This is a genomic window from Streptomyces sp. HUAS ZL42 (assembly GCF_040782645.1).
Classification (GTDB): domain Bacteria; phylum Actinomycetota; class Actinomycetes; order Streptomycetales; family Streptomycetaceae; genus Streptomyces.
The window spans coordinates 6938405-6953237 of the sequence record NZ_CP160403.1; the positions used below are offsets into that span (position 1 = coordinate 6938405).

Genomic DNA, 14833 nt, shown 5'->3' on the forward strand with positions numbered 1-14833 from the left:
CCCCCCGATGTTGTTAAACGTGCAACCAACGCACACATCATTGCCAGGAGAGGGCGATGGAGGGATGCTCCTCGATGACGCGTCCGCGGAGTTCCACGAATTCTTCGAACGCCACTATGCCGAACTCGCCCGTCTGGCACACCTCCTGACCGGTGAGACCGACGCGGCGGACGACCTCGCGGCGGATGCCCTGGTCGCCCTGTGGCAGCGCTGGGACCGGTTGCGGCAGGCCGACCACCCGCTCGCCTACGCCCGCGGTGTGGTGGCCAACCTGGCGCGCGGACGGATCCGCAGCGCGGTGCGCGAGCGACGCCGGATCACGCTCTTCTGGTCCCGCAGCCCCGAGAAGGTGGAGGGACCGGACATGGCGGCCGTACTGGACGTCCGCGCGGCGCTCGCCCGGCTGCCGTTCCGCAAGCGCGCCTGCGTGGTGCTGCGGCACGCCTTCGACCTGTCGGAGAAGGACACGGCGGTGGCGCTGGGCATCTCGGTCGGAACGGTGAAGAGCCAGACCTCGAAGGGAATGGCCGAGCTGGAAAGGATACTGGGCGCACGAGCGGCGGGGGACCTGGTGGCAGGGAGGAGGAACCGGTGAACGAGGAGATCGCCCGTCAGCTGGGCGAGGCCGCCGAGGCCCACCGGCCCGACCGTGCGCGGATGCTGGCCCGGGTGCAACGCGGCATGGCCGGCCCCGCCGTCCGTCACCGCGCGCGGCCGTTCGCGAGGTCCGGGACCAGGGTCGCGCTCGCCGGGCTCGCCGCCGCCGGCATCCTGGCGACCGGCGGCCTGGCCGTCGCCGCCATCGTCGCGACCTCGTCGCCGTCGGCCACCGTGACCGTGCCTGCCACCCCGGCCCCGGCCGTCAGCTCCCCGCAACCGACATCGGCCCGCCCCACCCCTGTCGGGCCGGGCCCGGCCACCACCCCGGGCAGCGCGCGCCCGACTCCGCCGGCCACCAGTCCATCGCCGGCCGCCGGCGAGAGCCAGAACGGACCGTTGTGGTCGGCCGGCTCGGTGGACCCGCACAGCACCGTCTACTGGACGCAGAGCAACCTCGCCCTCAAGACGACCCAGCCGCTCACCTCGCTCACGGTCGAGATCCGGATCGTGCAGACCGGCGGGGTGAAGGACACCGGCACCTGGCAGACCCTGCCGAGTGGTGACTTCACCGTCACCGTCCAGGAGGCCGGCGGCGCGCTGGTCTACCGCTGGGTCCTCAAGCCGGGCCTCACCGTGCCGGCCGCGAGCCATGAGTTTGCCGCCCAGTTCAACAACGGCACCGGCGTGCGCAGTGCCGCGGGCGACGGCTACCGCGTCGACGCGCGAGGTTCGACCGGCTCCGCGTCGGTCCGGGGAGGGTTCGTCCCGACCCGGTGAACACCGCTGTGCGGCAAGGGGAAGAGTCCCCTTGCCGCACAGCTCGATGGTCAGAACTGGGTGGGGAAGGTGGCGGCGGCCGTGAAGATTCCTCCCTCGATCGCGGCCACTTTTGTGTGCGTGGCGGTAACTGCCGGGTAACCGGGGGCGGGCCAAGGCCCGTTGTGGCAGAAGGACATGCCGTTGTCGGATCAGTGACCGCTCTCATCGCGGCCGTCCTGCAACGAATGCGGCCCCATCGAAGAGACGGGGCCGCATTCGCGCCTGGCGCCTACTTGAGCGGTGTACCGCCCGAGTTGTGATAAGCGATCGTCTTGCGGATCAGGTTTCCGCCGTCGGACTCGACCGTCGTCTGCTCCGTCCACCCCGCACCGAACAGCAGGCCGGCGACGTGGGCGTTCGCCACCTGGTCCATGTGCGCGAAGAACCAGTCCACCTTGTCGTCCTTGAAATGGCCGGGAGTGTTGTTCTGCGCCATGTTGCCCACGGGGATCTGCCACAGGACGACCGGCTTGCCCACGGACTCGGCCATCGTCTTGTAGAACTTCAGCGTGGCGGCGGCCTTCTGGTCGGTCCAGAAGGTGTTACGGCTGCCGTGGGCCGGCAGTGCGTACCAGCCTGCGTCGCGGTCCGACACATCGGTGACCAGGAAGTCGGCGTTCCGTGCCCCGAGGTCCGCATAGTCCTTGACGCACTTCTGGAGGTTGCTCTCCCAGTCGAAGCAGGAAAGGTGCAGCCCCACGGCGGTGTTCGGCGCGTACTTGTGCGCCATGTGAACCAGGCAGCGGGCGAGTCCGGCGGCGCTGTTCTCCTGCGATCCGCAGTCCGTCGGATTCGCGCCCGAGACCTGCGCGGGAACCTGGTGCAGATTGCCGAGCGACCGGGCGAAGCCCCAGAAGTCGGGCTCAAGGTCGATCATGTCGTGCGACTTGCCGATCTTCTGGAGGAAGAAACGGTAGTCGTTCAGGTACCGGGTGAGCAGGTCGACCCTGTTGATGGCCTTGACCTCGCCCGGGCCGTCGCCCTCGCCTGCCGCATCCCCGAGGTCGCGCAATGAGTACCAGGTCCACAGATACTTCTGCGGTCGCGGCTTGCCCTGGTAAGTCGCCTTGGCCGCCTGGGCGTCCGACCAGGTCACGTAATGGCCGGGCGCGGTGGTGTTGCCGCCCCAGCAGCCCCACCAGTTCGTCCACGCGTCCTGGCAACGCGACGCCGAATAGGCGGCCGACGAGGGCGCGGGCTGGCTGTGCACGTAGGCGTAGCGCACGTCGAACGGCGCGGCGTTCGCCGAGGCGTCAGTCATCGAGCCGCCGATGAGCACCCTGCTGCTGCCCATGAAACGTGTCGTCGAGCTGCCGTTACCGGTCGCGGGAGACGACGGCGACGACGACGACGGCGACGACGGCGACGACGGCGACGACGACGGCGACGACGGGCGCGTGCCGACGCTCCCGGCCGGGACGAGTTTCCACTGCTGACTGGCGCCGCCCCGGTCGCGGTCCTGGACGACGCCGCCCCCGTTGGCCTTGGCGGCGTTGCGCACCCCGACGGCCATGCCACTGAAGCGATTGATCAAACGCACGTGGCCGTTCGGCGACTTGGCCAGTTTGAACTGCTGGTTGGCGGCGTTCAGGTCTTTCCACTGCACGATGGCGGAGCCGGCGGTCTTCGACCAGCCGAGGTCGTCCAGCACCTTGCCGGAGTTCCGGTTCTGCAGCCGGTAGTACCCGTCACCCGCGTCGACGAACCGCCACTGCTGGTTGGCCCGGCCGGTGCGCGCCCACTGCACCACCGCCGCGCCGTCGTTCTTGGCGAAGGCGCGGTCATCCAGCACCTTGCCGCTGTTGCGGTTGACCAGCACGTACCACTTCTTCAGATCCAGGGGTGTTTCCGCCGATGCCTGGTTGACCACGACAGCGGAGCCGGCCACGACGACCATGACGAGGGCCGCCCAGAAACCCCGACGCGCGAACAACCGACGGCTGCGGTGCATCGGGCGACCACCGCGGGCGTGGCCGTCGGTACGGCGGCCGCCGGCGCGGGACGCCACCGCTGACGCGGGTGGGCTGGGGACATGTCTGTGCTCCCGTTCAAGGGGCATGCCTGTGCTCTCTTTCAGCTGTTGCTGTGACCGGACCACCTGGCCGGACAACACTGAGTGGTCCGAGAGGGCGAAAAGGTTGCCGAGAAGAGCCACAGATTTTTCCGCCTTGGCCGCTTCCCGTCCGCAGGGGAGCGCGGCATGGCGAACGCCGGCGGTGGCGAACGCCTGACGGCTGCTCCCGTGCCTGCCGCGCACCGCGTACCACACCCACCACTGGACTTGCCGATCTCCTGCACCTGATGCGGCTGTTCGGCATCACGCACAGGCGGCCATGCGCTACGTCAAAGCCGCCCACCCCGAACGCGCAGCCATGCTGCCGCGGTGACGGTTGCCGAGGCGAAGGCTGCGAGCGACTGCGCTGCGGCTGTCAGAGCTGACCAACCACGAAGGTCGGGTGGCCCGAGGGCGAGGTCCCCTCGGGCCACCCGACCTTCGTGGTTGGCAGGGGTGTTGGCCATGCGCTGTCAGGCAGACAGCAGGTAGCGCACCGCTGTCTCTGCCATATCGGCGACGAACGCGTCGTCCTCGACAGGTACCGGCCTGGCGAAGCCCGGACCATATGCGACACGGATGACCGATGCGGCGAAGACGGTGCTGAAGCAGGCACGCACCCCTGCCTCCGTGTCGGGGAGCGTGATGGCTTCCGCCGCCCGCAGGACCACTTTGGTGAACCCGTCCCCCAACTCCTGGCTGTAGAGGGAACCCCGGCGCCGGACTTCCGGATGGGACGCGGAGAGCAGGACGACGGCCCGCAGGAACCGCTCGTGGCGAAAGAACATGCCGACCGTCTCGGTCACTACTGCGCGGACGAGTTCGGTCGCGGACAGGTCTGCCCATCGGCTGTCGTCGGCGAAAACCCGCTGCTCCGCGCGCAGGCGCTGGATGCCATGTTCGTAGACGGCGAGGAAGAGAGCGTCCTTGCTGGTGGTGCGGGCGTAGATCGCCGGCGGCGCAACCTCGGCGCGCTCGCACACGGCGGCGATGGTGAACGCCTCGTACCCGCCGTCCTCCAGAATCGACACTCCGGCATCGAGGATCCGGTTCCATGCCTCGCGGCTGCGCCGTTGTTTGGGCGGCCGGATCTCCAGGTCGGTCGCCGGTGCCGTCTCGGCCTCGCCCATGACCTCAGCTCCCGTTCCCCCTGATGCGTACACAAGCCTTGACTGAACCGTAGTGCACACTACAGTCTGCCGCTAACAGTAGCGCTCGCTACTGTTTTCCTCCCGGCGACCTGAGGTGTCCCATGCCCGTACCACTCTCGAACCCCAGCGGCCGCGTCGCTGTCCTCGGCGCCGGGCCGGCCGGCATGGCAGCCGCGCTGTCGATAGCCCAGGCCGGTCACGACGTCGTCGTCTACGAGCGCTACCGCGAAGCACGGCCCGCCGGCAACATCCTCAACCTGTGGCCACCGCCCCTGAAGGCACTGCGCGCGCTCGGCGTGGACACCGACGACCTCGGCTCGCCCACGGACTCCGAGTTCCGCAATCTCCGCGGCCACGTGCGCGTACGCGTCAAGCAGGACCCCGAGACCAAGCGTGCCTACGGCGGCGGATTCATCGGACTGCTGCGCCCCGAACTGTACGAGCGGATGCTTGCCGCCATCCCACCGGACACCCTCCGGTTCAATCAGCACGTGACACGCATCGAGCAGGACGACCATGCGGTCACTCTGCACTTCGCCGACGGCACCACAGCACAACACGACCTACTGGTCGGCGCCGACGGCATCGACTCGCTGGTCCGACGCACGCTGTGGGGAGATGCCCCCAAGCGGGAGCACCGGCTGCACATCTTCGGCGGGTTCACCTTCACCGAAGTCCCCGGCACCGAACCGAACAAATGCGTCCTGACACACAGCAGAACAGTGCAGGGAAGCTGGACATCGATCCGGCACAAGGGCCGCGACGGCTTCCAGTGGTGGGTGCTCACCGCCACCGACCCCGACGCCCCGGCGCCGACCGACCTCAAGGCCGCGGCCACCGCGCTGGCCGCGGGGTTCCCCCCGCCCCTGCCCGGGCTGATCGCGCAGACAGAGCCGGACAATGTGCAACGCTGGGTGCTGCGCGACCGGCCCCGCCTGAAGCAGTGGTCCAAGGGACGGGCCACCCTCGTGGGCGACGCAGCACACCCGACCTCCCCCTACGCCGCCTACGGCGCCGGCATGTCCATCGAGGACGGCTACTTCCTCGGCCGCGCTCTGCGCGGCGTCGACCTCACCGACATCACCGCCCTACAGCGCGCCCTGCAAAGCTACGAGGACCCGCGCAAGCCCCACACCGCCCGGCAGGTCCAGCAGGCGTGGTTCCTCGGCAAGCTCTTCCACCACGCCCCGGCACCACTGCAGCCGATCCGGGACTTCATCCTCGACCACACCCCGCTGCTGCAGAAGGTCGCGGGTGACACCAACCCCCGCGAAATCCTCAAGCAACTGGCCCTTATCCAGGACTGACACGCCGCCGGAACAAGAACCCCAACCGCGGACGCGATTCCGGTTCTTGGAGGGCCACCAGCCCCCGCGGCAGTCCGCCGAACCGCACGGTTGAGGACGTTCACCGTCCGCTCACCCACCACGGCGACTTGGATTGAGCGGATCTCCAAGCCTGCCGTTCATGGGAGACCGGCCGCCGCGAACGGCTCAACCTCGCGAGGTTTGGTCGTGGTGCCGTTATCGGTGAAACGGAATCCATTGTTATCGCACGGTGAAGGAACCTGTGATGCTGATTTTGCCGGATGGGCACTGTGGTGCTCTTTCAGTGGCGGTGTAGCTGTAGGTGCCGGGCGGAGTGCCTTTGCCTACTGTGACGACGGTCTGCCAGCCGCCGCTGGGGCCCACTCGTGGTGTGGCCGATTGGGTCAGGAACAGGGCTTTGGAGCCGTGGGGCAGCGTGATGCGGACGGTGCCTCCGGGCAGCCAGTTGTTTCCTTTTTGGATGAACTTCGAGCCCACCGTTCCCGACTTGGGCACTGTGGCCATTGTCGGGTTCGTCGGGCATACGGTGAAGGAACCTGTGATGCTGATTTTGCCGGATGGGCACTGTGGTGCTCTTTCAGTGGCGGTGTAGCTGTAGGTGCCGGGCGGAGTGCCTTTGCCTACTGTGACGACGGTCTGCCAGCCGCCGCTGGGGCCCACTCGTGGTGTGGCCGATTGGGTCAGGAACAGGGCTTTGGAGCCGTGGGGCAGCGTGATGCGGACGGTGCCTCCGGGCAGCCAGTTGTTTCCTTTTTGGATGAACTTCGAGCCCACCGTTCCCGACCTGGGCACTGTGGCCATTGTCGGGTTCGTCGGACAGTCGTTCACCTTGAAGATCACATCGGCGCTACCCCCGTTACCGATGATCGCCGATATCACGACTGACCCTGTCGCCGACCTCGGAATAGTGACAGCTATCCGAAACGTTCCGGAGGCATCGGGGGTGGGATCGGCAACCTGCTCTCCGCCGATCATGATCGGGACGTCGATATGGCGAGAGCCATGCTCCTCCCACCCAGCGCCGGTGACAATCACAGTGGCTCCGGGCGGACCAGACGACGGGCTCACGCTGATCGACTCCCCTACGGCTGATGCCGTTGGGGGAAAGAACAGAGAAACGATCGCTACCACGGCCGCCAGCGCAGTCAGTACGAAGGGCTTTCTTCTCATGCTTCCGCCTCCCTGTATTGCCCACTGGGCAGGAGCGACGCAAGGCCTTCAATTCCAAGACGTTGCTGCCCGCGCTGTCCAGGCCGACGCAGTCCCCGTCGCTGCCCTGACCGGGGAGCAGAGAGCTTTGTGCGCCCTCCTCCCCGCCAATCAGGACGCCGGGGGGAGGAACCCGTAGTAGCTGGAGGGGGCAGACACCGAAGTCCCGTTGGGTGTGGTGACGGCGACTTCAACCGTGCCAGCCACGTGCGGGGGAGCTTCAACGGCGATCGTGTTGTCGTCGATGACGTGGAGATCCCTGCCTAGGAGGCGACCAAACGTCACGGCGGTGGCGCCGCTGAATCCCGCGCCGTGGAGGGTCACATGTGTGCCTCCCTCGATCGGGCCGACAGATGGCTCGATTCCGGAGATTGCGGGCACCGGCAGGTACAGGTACTCCGCGGTGTCCGATCCCGCCGGGCTGCTGACGATGATGGACACAATGCCGGCAGTGGCGGACGGTGGCGCGACGGCCGTGATCGTCTGGTCGTCCACCTTGGTGACTGTAGCGGCGGGGATGGCAGCGAAGGTCACTGTGCGTACGCTGCCAAGGTCTGTGCCGCTTATGGTCACATGAGTGCCCCCGGTCATCGTGCCCTCATGGGGTACGAGGTCCGTCACCCGGGGAGCGGGAGGCATGTAGGTGAGAACGCCGGCGAGGGTTCGGACGACGTCAGGGCCGATAAGGGTGACAGGCACGCGGCCCACGTCGTGATCAGGTGCGGTGAAGGTGAGCGTGCTGTCCGAGTGGGTGACGATGTCGGGTGTGGGTCCGTCCATGTCGATAGCCGAGACACCCGCCAGGCCTGTGCCCGTAATGGTCACTTCGACGCCGCCCGAGGCGGGCACAGCCTCGGGATTCATGCTGGTGACGCTCGGTTCCTTGAGGAATGTGAAGGTGAGCGGATTGCTCGTCTGTTCGCCGTCCGTCGCGCTCGCCGTGGCAGGCCCAGGGACGCCAGTGCTCGTCCGGAAGCGCATCGTCGTCTCGTCGAGCACCGTCGTTGGGACGGGTTTACCCGCGAGGAGTACCACGGTTTCGGAAGTGAAACCGCTTCCGGTCACCAGGACCTCGGTGCCGCCGGTGGCGGGGCCGTTGTTCGGGTGCAGGGAGCGAAGTTTTGGGGGTGACTGGCAGTACGTGAAGACGCTACCGGTACTGCTGTAACCGCCAACGGGGGTCCCGACCGCTGTCATACCGGTGACGCCGTGTCCTGCCAGCGCCTTAGGGGCCGGTTGTCGGCCCATTGCCGCTGTGGACGCCTCCGCCCTTCTCGCCCCGTCTGAGTGCGTGGCGACCTTGGTCTCGGTGTCTTGGACTGCAACGTGGGCGGCGGTGGTGCCTTCTTCTGCGATGTCGTTCAATTCCGCCACGTCGCCAGCTTGCGGGGCGGATCCGTCGGCAAGTTGCTGCCAGGGGAAGCCCATACGCACGGCAGCCTCCAGGTGGTGTTTCCAGAAGGCATGTAGGGGGCCCACCCAGTCCTCTACGTTGCCGTTGCCGTTCTGACGTGACAGGCCCTCAAGGAGCGCCCTCTGCTGCGGGGCTACGTCCCGGACCAGCTGGAGGAAGAGCGGAGACGGCTCAGGCGTCCGTGCATGGGTGCCCATGAGGAGGCTGCCCATCTCCTCGGTGATCGGGCCGGCATCCAGAAGCGTCCAGTTCTCGTACGCATGCATAAGCCCCGACCAACTGGAGATGCGCTTTGGGTACTGCTTCAACCGAAGGGTCATGGTGGCCGCCCCATCAGGGCGCAGCACGATGCGGAGGCTGTCCGGAGACTTGGGGTCACCTACAGCTTCAACTTGGCCGTTCCACATCGCGGACAGCATGCGGTGCAGGATGTACTGCTGGTCAGACGCTGTCGCGAGGGGCCAGTTTCTGTCCCGGTAGCCTGTCCGTTGGCGCCAGGCCAGGTGACTGCCCGGATCTTCGTTGTCGCGGGTCCGGGACCACAGCCGCAATACCTGCCGTGCCTCCGGTACCTCCGTCACGCCCATCTCGCTGCGGAACAGAACCACTGTGATGGAGTCCGTCGCCGCCGAATGAAACTCGGGGCTGGTGCCACTGGGCAGTTGCAGCTCCTCTCTCAGGAACTCCTGCGCCAATACCTGCTCATCGGTCTGGGGGTAGACGATGAGGGTCTTCAGGGGCCCTCCACCCTCTGGGACGAACCCGGCAGGGAGCAGTCCGGCGAGCTGTGTGCGGAACCGGCCGACGTCCAGCCACTGGCCGCCAGTTCCCTCGGTCACCTTTTCGCCGTGAGCGGCACTGGTGAGCAGTGTGCCGAGCGACGGAAGCAACGGGCGGTCGCCGGATGCGCCGGTAGCGTAGAACAGCTTCTTGACCCGCTGGTCGAAGATGCGTTTCGCTGAGTTCACGGCTTCCCGAGGGGGCCTGTCGGTGACGTGCTCAAACCGGTAGTCGACAAGCATCCGCTCAAGCAGTCTGGCTACGCCCTTCTCCGCCGGGAGTCTCTCCTCCTGGAGGAGTCTGCCCTTGAGGTCCTCGTAGAAGGCGTCGAAGGACTCTCGTGGGGGAAGGAGGTAAGCCACGCCGGTGCGGTCGTCTCGGTACAGCTCGGTCTGCCTGTCCTGGAGGGTCTTCGAGCCTTCGTCGATGTATGCGGTGAATGCCCTGACGAGCTCGTCCACATCGGTTTTCGCTCGTTCTAGAGCCGATTTCCATACGGTGCTGTGCTCTCTCCAGTGTTTGTGCCAGAGGGAGCGGCCTTTCCACGTGTACCACTTGTCCTGGTGCTCTACTGCCGGGGATACCTCTGGATCCGTCCAGTGGACCTGGAGGAGCCCGCCGTAGCGCCTCTTGACCTGGGGAACATTGGGCGGGGACTCGACGTCCCACTCTGTGCCGTCAGCTTGCTTCGGCTTCTCCGGTGTTTCGGACCTGTTGGTGAGCATCCCTTCGAATCCGGCATCTGCCACGCGATCCGAGTGACCAGGGATTCCTGTGATGACCCGCTGAGCGCGGAAGGGGTCGACCTCGTTGAGCAGCTCCCGCACACCCTTCCTCGGGTTGAATCTTTCGGCGAGGGCTGTCACGCGCTGGTCGAGTTCTCTGTCCATACCCGAGAGTTGATCATTCATGGTCTCGAGACGGTCTCTGAGGGTCTGGGCGATGGGGTTCTTTCCCTTAGGGAGCGGATAGGGCTGCGGTGGATCCCATACATCGCGTTCCCACAGTTCTTTGACCCCCGAGTCGGAGAACATGCGCTTGATCAAAGACATGTTGTCTTCGCCTCTACGGCTTTCGCTGCCGGTGAGATCCTCGACCGCCTCACACAACAGCCGGCCTGCGATAAGCTCTGCGAGCTCGTCTATCGGGACAGTCATCGAGGCCGCAAGACTGGTGGACAGGCCTCGCCGCCCGATTCCGGATGTGGCACGAGCAGCCCGGTGTATCCCTCTGTTGACGAAACTAGCGGCGAACGATGGCGATTCGTCGTCGGTTCCGCCGGATCCGGTTTTCTCTCTGGTTTCTGTACCTATGAGTGACAGCACCATGGAAACGACTGAGCGCCTGAGGTCGTCGGGCCGTATTCCTGCAGTGCGGGTGAAAAGGAACGCGGTCTGCAGCGTTGAGGGCCGGAGATGCAGGCGTCCAATTTCTGGGTACTTGACGCTCAGCGTTTCCCGCTGGCCTGCGTCTGTGATATCGGGTTCGATGGTCGGCACATTCTGCTCGTCGACCAGATGGAACAAGTCCACTACAGCGCGGGCGGCGTTCAGCTCCGCCTCCCGTCCGCCTCCGGATTCCTGCGGAAATGCGGACGGCATGACAACCAGCGGGTAAATGCTGACTCCTGGGAATCTTGCTGTGTCGAATGCTTGCCGGATGAAGTGCATGTAGTCGTAGAAGAGACCGGTTCCCGTTCCGCCGGCCAAGGAAAAAGCGACGAACACATCGCAGCCGCGCAGCTGCTGACCGCCAAGCTCACGCAAGTCGCCTATGGAGCGGCTAATACCGTCAACAGCCTCACGGATAGGGGCAAGGACTGGTTCAGGTCCGCTGCGCAGCGTAGAGAACAGGGCTGCGCGTGCCACACTCGGCAGTTGGCCCGCACCGTGGTAGAGCGGGGCAACCCGCGGCTCATGCTCGCTCGGAGGTAGCCATTCCTGTACATCGTCGTGCAGGGCCACCCGCAGCGTACGGGTGAGCTCGGGCGAGCTGTCGTATGCAGGAAGCAGTCCTGGGGTGGCGTGGGACGTGCGCCCATACGCCGTCCTCAGCGAGCGCTCCACTCTCCGGTACGGCAGCCTGTTGAGCTCGGCCTCGTTGAAGTCGGCATACACGAACTGCAGGCACTCAGGAAGCTGAAACCGCGATCGACCGCTCCCATTCACCAGCCTTGCACCGTCGGGCCCGCACAGTTGCTCCCTCAGCCTCTGCTCGAGTTCAGCACCGATGAGGCAGCCAGTGCCCCCCAACCCCACGAACAACATCGGCTGATGGATCTTCATTGCCGTTTCCATCTCCATCGGCTCCCATTCAACTCGCTGGGTATCGCACCTTAGAAATAATCCGCCGTCCCACTTTTCGAGCCACCGGAGTTACCTCTTGGGTGGATCGGGTGCATTCGCGACCGATAAGAGGGCACTATGCTCTTATTGCCGATACCGAAGGGCTGACCCTCGTGAACCTCTTGCTTTTTTCCACTCGCGGTCTTGACCTTTAGTCGACCCTTGGGTAGCCACCGGTGAATCTGATACGCCCCTTTCTCGCCGCGGCCGGGCTTGATTTCATTCTCGTCCACGCTGAAGGAGTAAGGTCCCTTTTGGCCGTGCTGAACTGGCTGGGACGTGGACAGCACCTCGCCCTTGTCTTTGTCATACAGCGCTAGCTGCAGCCCTGCCGGGTTCAGCCACCTGCGATAGCGATCCCACAAAAACAGGATAAGTAGAACCCCAGCCGCACACAGCGCGCCTATAAGATTCCACGGCGTAGAGGGAGGGGGCTTCACCGTTGTGCCGACGAATACGGTTGCGAGTTGCTTGTTCCCGTCTGTGCTGTCGAGGACCGTGACATGCCCGCCGAGCATCTGGTCTTTGGCTGCTCTGTCGCTGACAGAAATAGCGAACTTATGCGATTGCTGCGCACTGCCAGCTGGTACGGACACGATTACCGGGCTGATGCTCGCGGGTACGGCCTTGTTCGTGTCCTGCAGAATGAGGCGCAGCTCGTGTGGCTTACTGTCTTTGTTTGCGGTTTCCACGATTCCTGAGACAGTTCCGCCCGGTTGGACAGTCTGCTGGTCAACCACCCCGGCGGCCGTGACGCCGGTGGGTGGGGGATCTACATCCAGGGTGACCGGACGGGAATCCCCAGTGATACCTGGAGCAACCACCGTGCTCGTGAGAGTCAGCTTCCCCTTGGCATTCCGAGGTATGTCCACGTAACCGCTGAATCGGCCGTCCCCAGACTTGCTGTCAGGTTCCCGCCCCTTGTCCTCCAATTGGAACCCGTTGGGCTGAATGCTCTGGCCGGCAAGCCGGACGCCGACTCGTCCGCCATACGCCTGCAGGAGGTCGATTACCGGAACTCCCTGCTGGTTTTGAAGCTGCACTTCCACCGGGATCTTCTCACCCTGCTCCACGCCCCTCTGTACGTCGATATAGGAACGGACGACGCCTTGCCAGATCGCGCCAATAGTGGCCGTTTGATCTCGGTGACCAGGAGGTGCGTCGACGTGTGCGGTCCATTCACCCGGTGCAGGAGGTTGAAGGATTTGTAGTCCCGCTACCGTGTTCTGTAGTCCGCTGACCTGAAATGCGGAGTTTTCCCCGTCGCGAGGAATCTTCGTTCCCCCTGGGTCGATGTAGGATACATTTACTTCCGGGTCATGCTTTATCACCACGATTGCTGCGTTTGTTGCAATGGGGGGCAACTCGACGTGCAGGTCACTGGACGGTCGCCTGCTGGTTCCCTCCGTCAGATGAGCGCACCGAGCGCTGGCAAACGTCTGAAGCAGCGCCGTGTCGACGTCGCTGGGGCTGGTCACGGTGCGTGCGTGAGGCGTGGCCTCTGGGAGACCGGCGCACGCGTTCTGGTATGCGCCACTCGCCATGGTCTGGAGAGCTTCTTTTTCCACGTCCTTTCCGAACCCGAGCGGCCAGACCTGCACTCCTGCCGACCTCGCTTGTCGCAGGGCGCCGGTCAGGGCCTTCTCACCGTTGGCCTCCCGCGTGGGAGGATCCGGACCGTATGCCGGGTCGTCCCGAACGTCGAGCTTCCCATCGGTCAGCAGAAACATGATCTTAGGTGTTCCGGGAGAGGAGTCTGCTGAGAGCCGGTTCGCTGCCTGCCGTATCGCGGACGGGAAATCAGTGCCTGCACCGATCTTTGCGCTCTCTCGATTGAGGCGCTTCACGCAGTCTCCCAAGCTTTGCCTACCAGCGGCGTCAAGTTTGGTCAACGGGCAGGCCTCGTCCACTGATGTGTAACCAGAGTCGTCAGCTCCGCCGAATATAAGGACCATACCGCGGGAGTCTCTGGATATTTCTCCCTGAGCAAGAAGAGCGGCTGCTTCTTTCTCTCCCTGCAGAGCGTCGGCCTCCACACTGGGCGACGCATCAACGACGACAGCGAAATCAATAGGCCCAGCACCACCCTCTGAATCGCCTCTGGCGACAGCGGATGGAGCACCGAGAGACGAGATGCCGAGGGTGACTGCCCATATCACTGCGGCGTTGAGAATTTGAACCAACAACCGAGCGTATACGCGCCGTTGTCGTCCCATCCTCCGGTGCCACTGCGACCCGAAGGCCAACGTGGGTGCATTTCCGTTCGGAGACATGGTACTCCGTCCGGTCTGAGACAGATAGACCCGGAAGGCATCTCTACATATGCCTTACCAGTCGGTTGGCGACCCCGCTGGTCGATCCCCGTCGTTCTCAGTGCAGCACGACCCCGAAGTTCACGCAAATGCGGGAGTTTCCGGAGTTGTTGCGTTGTTCGGATCATGCTCGCGCTATGTAACGGGTTCGGTTCCTGCCGAGATTGAACGAGCGTTGTTGTACCTGCTGATAGGCGTTTGACCCTGCGGTACGCCGTGCTTTTCAGTATGCGCAGAGTAACGGGCTCACGAGCGGCGATCTCCCTATCGAGCCGAGCGACCTGCCGGTCCAGCACGCCGATCACCGAGCGCAGCGCCCGCAGCCGCGCTGAAATGGGCGGCGGGAACCGGCAGCTCGTCAAGGAACGCGACGCCGCCGACGCCAAACAACTCGGTGCTGTGCGAGTTTCGGGCCCGGCTGGCCGAGAACGGCACCGCTGACTGGTTGTTGAAGGCGATGCTGGAGCGTCTGAGCGAGGCCGGCCTGCTCAAGGCTGGGGGCCGGCAGCGTACCGACGCCACCCATGTACTGACCGCGGTGCGTTTCCTCAGCCGTCTGGAGCTGGTCGGGGAGACGCTGCGGGCCGCTTTGGAGGAGCTGGCCGAGGCCGCCCCTGACTGGCTGACTCAGCTGATTGCACCGGAGTGGGGCAAGCGCTACGGGCGGAGGGTGAAGATCGGCAAGGGGCAGACGATTCTCGCCGCTGCCTGGGCCCCGTCTGCCCCGCCTCATCTGCGGCTGCTGCCGCAGCGAACGCGACCCATGTCGAGGCGGTCGGGAAGATCATCTACCTGCGGCAGAACTACCACTTCGGGCTCGAG

8 protein-coding genes and 1 pseudogene are annotated in these 14833 nt (G+C 65.1%); 4 read left to right on the forward strand and 5 right to left on the reverse strand.

Features of this window, described 5'->3' with window-relative positions; genetic code table 11:
• Positions 1 to 64: 64 nt before the first annotated feature.
• Together ABZO29_RS31675 and ABZO29_RS31680 are read left to right on the forward strand one after the other, a co-directional pair.
• Positions 65 to 595, forward strand: coding sequence for a SigE family RNA polymerase sigma factor (locus ABZO29_RS31675; RefSeq protein ID WP_367323588.1), 531 nt, complete (start codon positions 65 to 67; stop codon positions 593 to 595).
• Complete coding sequence (locus tag ABZO29_RS31680; RefSeq protein ID WP_367323589.1) at positions 592 to 1377, forward strand: hypothetical protein; 786 nt, start codon at positions 592 to 594, stop codon at positions 1375 to 1377. The genes ABZO29_RS31675 and ABZO29_RS31680 overlap by 4 nt, the downstream gene beginning before the upstream one ends.
• A gap of 271 nt (positions 1378 to 1648) precedes the next feature.
• Here the strand turns inward: ABZO29_RS31680 and ABZO29_RS31685 are convergent, their stop codons facing one another.
• Together ABZO29_RS31685 and ABZO29_RS31690 are read right to left on the reverse strand one after the other, a co-directional pair.
• Positions 1649 to 3316: an RICIN domain-containing protein gene (locus ABZO29_RS31685; protein WP_367326303.1), complete on the reverse strand. Its 1668-nt coding sequence runs from the start codon at positions 3314 to 3316 to the stop codon at positions 1649 to 1651.
• Positions 3317 to 3945: 629 nt separating this feature from the next.
• Positions 3946 to 4602 (reverse strand): TetR/AcrR family transcriptional regulator, encoded by a 657-nt coding sequence (locus tag ABZO29_RS31690; protein ID WP_367323590.1) that lies wholly within the window; start codon positions 4600 to 4602, stop codon positions 3946 to 3948.
• 122 nt (positions 4603 to 4724) lie between these two features.
• Between ABZO29_RS31690 and ABZO29_RS31695 the strand changes: the two genes are divergently transcribed.
• Positions 4725 to 5930, forward strand: coding sequence for an FAD-dependent oxidoreductase (locus tag ABZO29_RS31695; RefSeq protein WP_367323591.1), 1206 nt, complete (start codon positions 4725 to 4727; stop codon positions 5928 to 5930).
• A gap of 240 nt (positions 5931 to 6170) precedes the next feature.
• Here the strand turns inward: ABZO29_RS31695 and ABZO29_RS31700 are convergent, their stop codons facing one another.
• From ABZO29_RS31700 to ABZO29_RS31710, 3 genes are all read right to left on the reverse strand, one after another.
• Positions 6171 to 7121, reverse strand: a complete 951-nt coding sequence (locus tag ABZO29_RS31700) for a hypothetical protein (protein WP_367323592.1) — start codon at positions 7119 to 7121, stop codon at positions 6171 to 6173.
• A 150-nt stretch (positions 7122 to 7271) separates the two neighbouring features.
• Positions 7272 to 11657, reverse strand: coding sequence for a tubulin-like doman-containing protein (locus ABZO29_RS31705; protein WP_367323593.1), 4386 nt, complete (start codon positions 11655 to 11657; stop codon positions 7272 to 7274).
• A 32-nt stretch (positions 11658 to 11689) separates the two neighbouring features.
• A complete protein-coding gene (locus tag ABZO29_RS31710) occupies positions 11690 to 13882 on the reverse strand; it encodes a VWA domain-containing protein (RefSeq protein ID WP_367323594.1) in 2193 nt (730 codons plus the stop codon).
• A gap of 514 nt (positions 13883 to 14396) precedes the next feature.
• On the opposite strand from ABZO29_RS31710, the pseudogene ABZO29_RS31715 reads away from it, so the two are divergent.
• Positions 14397 to 14636 (forward strand): annotated as a pseudogene (locus ABZO29_RS31715) (IS1182 family transposase); the annotation flags it as partial.
• Positions 14637 to 14833: the final 197 nt, after the last annotated feature.

Coding starts and splice junctions, on each gene's coding strand:
- ABZO29_RS31675 (WP_367323588.1), top strand. CDS start 65: ATGCTCCTCGATGACGCGTCCGCGGAGTTCCACGAATTCTTCGAACGC.
- ABZO29_RS31685 (WP_367326303.1), bottom strand. CDS start 3,316: ATGGTCGTCGTGGCCGGCTCCGCTGTCGTGGTCAACCAGGCATCGGCG.
- ABZO29_RS31690 (WP_367323590.1), bottom strand. CDS start 4,602: ATGGGCGAGGCCGAGACGGCACCGGCGACCGACCTGGAGATCCGGCCG.
- ABZO29_RS31695 (WP_367323591.1), top strand. CDS start 4,725: ATGCCCGTACCACTCTCGAACCCCAGCGGCCGCGTCGCTGTCCTCGGC.
- ABZO29_RS31700 (WP_367323592.1), bottom strand. CDS start 7,121: ATGAGAAGAAAGCCCTTCGTACTGACTGCGCTGGCGGCCGTGGTAGCG.
- ABZO29_RS31705 (WP_367323593.1), bottom strand. CDS start 11,657: ATGGAGATGGAAACGGCAATGAAGATCCATCAGCCGATGTTGTTCGTG.